Source organism: Mycobacterium gordonae, from assembly GCF_002101675.1.
Lineage (GTDB): Bacteria > Actinomycetota > Actinomycetes > Mycobacteriales > Mycobacteriaceae > Mycobacterium > Mycobacterium gordonae.
Genome location: NZ_LQOY01000010.1, coordinates 1 through 5,644, shown reverse-complemented (window position 1 = coordinate 5,644; position 5,644 = coordinate 1). Strand labels below are relative to the sequence as shown.

2 protein-coding genes are annotated in these 5,644 nt (G+C 73.3%); both read right to left on the bottom strand.

Annotated features, from left to right (window positions below; translation table 11 throughout):
- Positions 1-682, bottom strand: a 682-nt coding sequence (locus AWC08_RS00870) for a PE family protein (RefSeq protein WP_142283341.1), incomplete at its 3' end; no start/stop codon positions are given.
- Positions 683-1,195: 513 nt separating this feature from the next.
- The coding region (locus AWC08_RS37300; RefSeq protein WP_159459945.1) for a PE family protein at positions 1,196-5,644 on the bottom strand (4,449 nt) is incomplete at its 5' end.

Sequence of the window (5,644 nt, the reverse complement as noted above, 5' to 3'; positions counted from 1 at the left end):
CCACGCCGCCGACCCCGCCGTTGCCGAACAACAGGGCACTACCGCCGACTCCGCCCGCGCCACCGTTGATCCCCACTGCCCCAGTGCCGCCCGCTCCGCCGGACCCGCCGTTGCCCCACAGCCATCCGCCGGTGCCACCCGCGCCGCCGGCGCCACCGCCGACTCCCCCAGTGCCGCCGATCCCGCCGGCACCGATGAGTCCGGCCGCTCCACCGGCGCCTCCGCTTGCGCCGGGCGCGCCCGATCCGCCGTTGCCGCCGTTGCCGAACAGGATTCCGCCGCCCCCTCCGTTCTGTCCGGTTCCGGGCGCGCCGTCGGTGCCGTTACCGATCAGCGGACGGCCCAGCAGCAGGTTGGTGGGTGCGTTGATCAGGTCGAAGATCGATTGCAGGGGCGACACGCTGGCGGCCTCGGCCAGCGCGTACGCCGCCCCGCCCTGGGTCAGCGTCCTCACGAATTCCGTCTGGAAAGCGGCCGCCTGCCGGTTGAGAGCCTGATAGGCCTGGCCATGGCTGGAAAAGAGGGACGCGATGGCCGCGGACACCTCGTCGCCTGCGGCGGCCAGCACCTCGGTGGTCGGTACCGCGGCGGCGGAATTCGCCGCGCGCATGGACGCGCCGATGCCTGCGATATCAGCTGCCGCCGCGGCCAATAAATCCGGTGCTGCCATTACGTACGACATGTGGTGCTCCCGTTGGTCGATGTGCGGCGTCCGCAGGAAAATTGCGCGGTATCAGTATTGCGAATTGGTCGGCAGTTCGTAAGCTTTCGGCCTGGTATCGGCAAATCACTTTTAGCTGGCCGGCGACGAGTGCCGTTCCCGTCGATCAGCAAGCCTAAAAGGCTTGTCGCTCAGCGTATTTGGCGATCCATCGACCTGATGGCACCGACTTTTCGAACCTGTTCGGTCGTCCGCCGACAGCATCGTCTCGCTCGAATGAATTCATTACTGCCGTCAAAGAAACGCGGCGCCCGAAAAATGCGGGTTAGAAGGGTACAACTCGGATGCCTGACTTGGCCATGTCTTCCGATGCGGTGTGTCGCCGTTGTCGCTGGCTTCGCGCACGTGCTGGGCAGAAGCGGTGATAACACCATCGCTCCTGGATCCGCGCGAAGCGTTGAACGACCGAGCCCTTGCCGCTGGGTGCCAGGAGAACCACCCAGTCGGTCTTGTACCCGTGTGGTCAGACGCTCGTCAGACGATGCTCCCGTTGGCGCCGTTCGTGCCCTTGCTGCCGAATAACCCGCCTTTGCCCCCGATGCCGCCGAAACCGACTATCGCGGTACCGAAGGCGCCGACGTGCGCATTACCGCCGTCACCGCCGTTGCCGCCATCGGCGACCGCGGAGGAACTGTCGCCGCCGAAGCCCCCGTTTCCGCCGATACCGGATCCACCGCCGCTGGTGGACCCCAAGCCGCCCTTGCCACCTTCGCCGCCCATGCCGCCGTCACCGCCGGCGCCTCCTACGCCACCGGTGGCGACGGCCGTCGATGTGGTGTTCGTGATGATTCCACTACCACCAGACCCGCCGTTTCCTGCGATGCCGGTGTTGCCGGCGCCACCGCCCACGGCGCCGCTGCCACCCTTGGCGGATCCCAGTCCCGCATTCGTCGCGTTCCCGCCCGCGCCGCCGGCGCCACCGTCGCCGCCGCTGATGCCGCCGAGGGCTCCGGCGCCGCCATTACCGGCGGTAGCGCTACCGGTCGACGTGACGCTCATGACCTGAGCGTTGCCGCCCTGGCCGCCGGCACCACCGCTGCCGCTGGAACCGCCTTTGTTGCCGGCGCCGCCGTTGCCGCCGGTGGCATTGCCCGTTCCGGTATTGGCGCCGAGCCCGCCGTTCCCGCCAGCACCTCCAGCACTGACACCCGTTCCACCGGTTCCGCCGAGGCCTCCGGCGGCGGTGCCGGCGCCCGAGTGGATCGCCTGGCCACCGGTCCCGCCGGTGCCGCCGATTCCATTGGAGGCGTTACCGCCGGCGCCACCCGTGCCGCCCACGGCGGAAGTGGTGGGGCTGCTGCTGTTTGTCTGCCCGGTGCCGCCGTCACCGCCGCGCCCGAAGGACCCCCCGTTGTTCGCGCCGGCGCCCCCGGCTCCACCTGTGCCGCCCTTGGCGGTGACAGACGACGCCGTGTTCGAAACGGTCGCATCCCCGCCTCGGCCGCCGGCGCCGCCGCCACTGGCGGCACTGGTGCCTAGACCACCGGCACCGCCAGTGCCGGGATTGACACTTCCGAGGCCGGTCGTTGATGCTGCACCGCCAGCGCCACCGTTGCCCCCGGTGGCCCCGGCGCCACCCGCTCCGCCGTTTCCGCCGTTGGCAGCCGCCAAGGAGTTGCCGTTGGAAATGCTCGCGTCGCCGCCCTCACCGCCGGTCCCGCCGACACCGAAGCCAAAGCCGCCCGCTCCGCCGACGCCACCCGTCGCGATTCCCTTTCCGGCATTGGACACCGCGCCGCCGTTGCCGCCGGCTCCGCCAATGGTTCCGTCGCCTCCCAAGCCGCCCTTGCCGCCCGAGGCGCTACCGGTCGAGGAGGCGTTGAGGACCTGAGCGACGCCGCCAGCCCCGCCGGCACCGCCGGCTCCGGTGGTCCCATCCGCACCGTCTGCACCGGCACCGCCCGTTGCCGGACCGCTTACCCCGGTGTTGGTCGCCAACCCGCCATTGCCGCCTGCGCCGCCGTTTGCGCCTGCCCCAGCGGCCCCACCGTTACCGCCGGTGGCGCTGCCCGCGCCGACGTGGGTTGCTATCCCACCGGTGCCGCCAGTGCCGCCGGTGCCGGTGGCACCCGTCGCCGTACCCCCGGCGCCGCCGGTTCCGCCGATAGCCGCCGTCGACACGCTGTTGCCGTTGGATTGGGCGCCGCCGCCATCACCACCTCGGCCGCCGTTGACTCCGGCACCGCCGATGCCGCCGGTTCCGCCCTTCGCCGTGGCGGAGGAGGCTGCGTTGGAGATGTTGGCGTCACCGCCTTGACCGCCCTTCCCGCCGGTCCCGGTGAAACCCGTTCCGCCCGCGCCGCCGGTACCGGGGTTGACGGTTCCGGTTCCGCTGGTCCCTGCCGAACCACCGGCCCCGCCGTTGCCTCCGGAGGCGCCGTTGCCGCCGGACCCGCCGTTGCCCGCGGTTGTGGCAGCAGTTGAGGCTGTGTTGGAGATGTTGGCGCTTCCGCCGCCGCCACCGGTTCCACCGGTACCGGTGGTGCCGTTTCCGCCCGAGCCGCCGGCGCCCGAAAGCGCGCTTCCCTTTCCGGCGTTCGACGCTCCGCCGCCGAAGCCGCCGGCGCCGCCCGCCGAACCGTCCCCACCGGCGCCACCTTGACCGCCGGTAGCAGTGCCGCTCGAGGCACTGTTGTTGACCTGGGCGGAGCCGCCGGTGCCGCCCGCACCACCGGGTGCGTTGTTTGCGCTGGTTCCGTTAGCGCCGAAGCCACCGGCGGCGTTGCCGGTTCCGCTGTTGATGCCGGTGCCGCCGTTGCCGCCGGCGCCGCCGCCACTGGCGCCCTTACCGCCGGTTCCGCCGCTGCCACCCTGGCCGGTGCCGGCTCCAAGATGGAACCCGGTGCCCCCGTGGCCGCCGGCACCACCGACACCGATGGTGGCGGTGCCGCCCGCTCCGCCCGTGCCGCCGACGGCTACAGTCGCGCCGTTGCCGCTGTTCGACTGACCGGTACCGCCCTCGCCGCCGCGTCCTACGGCGCCGCCGTTGCTCACGCCGGTGCCGCCGGCGCCGCCGGTGCCGCCCTTGGCGGTTGCTGAGGAGGTGGAGTTCGTGATGACCGCGTCGCCCCCTCGACCGCCGGCTCCGCCTCCGCCGGTGACGTTTCCGGTGCTGTTGCCGCCCGCGCCGCCGGTGCCCGGGGTGACATTTCCGGTCCCGGAAGTGAACGCCCACCCGCCGGTGCCGCCGTTACCGCCGTTGGTGGCGCCAGTGCCGCCGGCGCCCCCGTCGCCGGCGGTAGCGGTGGCCGCCGAGGCGCTGTTGGAGATGCTTGCAACGCCGCCGCTGCCCCCGGTTCCGCCCGCGCCGACAGTGCCCTTCCCGCCGGCCCCGCCGGCGCCGGAGAAGACCCCGCCGGTGCCGGTGGTAGCGGCTCCGCCGCCGGAGCCGCCGGTCCCACCCACGTTGCCGTCGGCGCCTGTTCCGCCCTTTCCGCCGGTAGCGGTAGCCGTTGAGGCACCGTTGGAGATCTGCGCGTTTCCGCCGCTGCCGCCCGACCCGCCGGTCGCCCCGGCGGCGCCGTTCGCGCCGGCGCCGCCGACCGCGTTGCCGGTGCCGGTTTGGGTCGCAGAACCGCCATCACCGCCGGCCCCGCCGGCCGCCGGTCCCTGACCGCCGGTCCCCCCCACGCCGCCGACCGCGTCACCGGCTCCGCTGTTCACGGCGCTGCCGCCGGCACCTCCGGCTGCCCCGGCACCCGTGAGGGTGTTGCCGCCGGCTCCGCCGGTGCCACCTGTCGCGGTCTGGGTCGAGCTGGTGTTGACGATTCGAGCGGTGCCGCCGACACCACCCGCACCGGCGGCGCCGGTGCTGCCATCGCCACCCTTTCCACCTGCGCCGGCCGCCACGCTTCCGGTCCCGTTGTTGGTCGCGTCGCCGCCAAAGCCGCCCCGACCGCCCGCCGTGCCGCCGGCACCGGCTCCGCCCTGGCCGCCCGCCGCGGTTGCGCTGGACGCTATGTTGCTGACCTGGGCTTGACCACCGTTTCCTCCAGCGCCCCCGGTCCCGGTCGCTCCCCCGCTGGTGCCCGCAGCCCCGGCGCCGCCGATTGCGTCACCAGTTCCACTGTTAACCGCTGAGCCGCCGTTGCCACCGGCCCCACCCCCGTTGGGACCCGTACCGCCGGACGCGGCGACGCCTCCGACGGCGGTGCCGGCCCCGCTGTGAACTGCGGCACCCCCGGTGCCGCCCGTCCCGCCGATGCCGGCAGTGGCGTTGCCGCCGACGCCGCCAGTGCCGCCGGTGGCTGTCGTCGTGGCGCTGCTGCTGTTGGTTTGCCCGGTACCACCCGTGCCGCCGACGCCCTGGAACTGGTTGTTGACGCCGGTCCCACCAGCGCCACCGGTACCTCCGACGGCGTTCACCGTCGAGGCCGAGTTGGTGACGGTGGCGCCGCCGCCGTTTCCGCCGTTGCCGCCCCCGCCGACCGAGCCGACGCCGCCGGCGCCGCCGTTGCCGGGAGTGACGCTGCCGGTGCCGCTGGTGGTCGCCGTGCCGCCGAAGCCCCCGTTCCCGCCGGTGGCGCCATCGCCGCCGGCGCCGCCGTTGCCGGCGGCGGCGGTTGCTGAAGACGTGCCGTTGGAGATGGTCGCGGACCCTCCAAAGCCACCGTTGCCGCCGGGGCCGATGGTGCCGTCACCACCCGCGCCGCCGGTTCCTCCGATTACGCCCCCGGTCCCGAGCGTTGTTGCCACGCCACCAAGGCCGCCACTACCGCCAGCCGTGCCATCAGCGCCGGCGCCACCTTCGCCGCCGGTGGCCGTAGCCGCAGAGGTGCTGTTATCGATCAGCGCGCTGCCGCCGGATCCGCCTCTCCCGCCGGCGCCGGTGACTCCCCCGCTGGTGCCCGCCCCCCCGGCGCCGCCGATCGCGCCACCGGTTCCGCTGTTGTGAGCGAAGCCACCGTCCCCGCCGGCCCCACC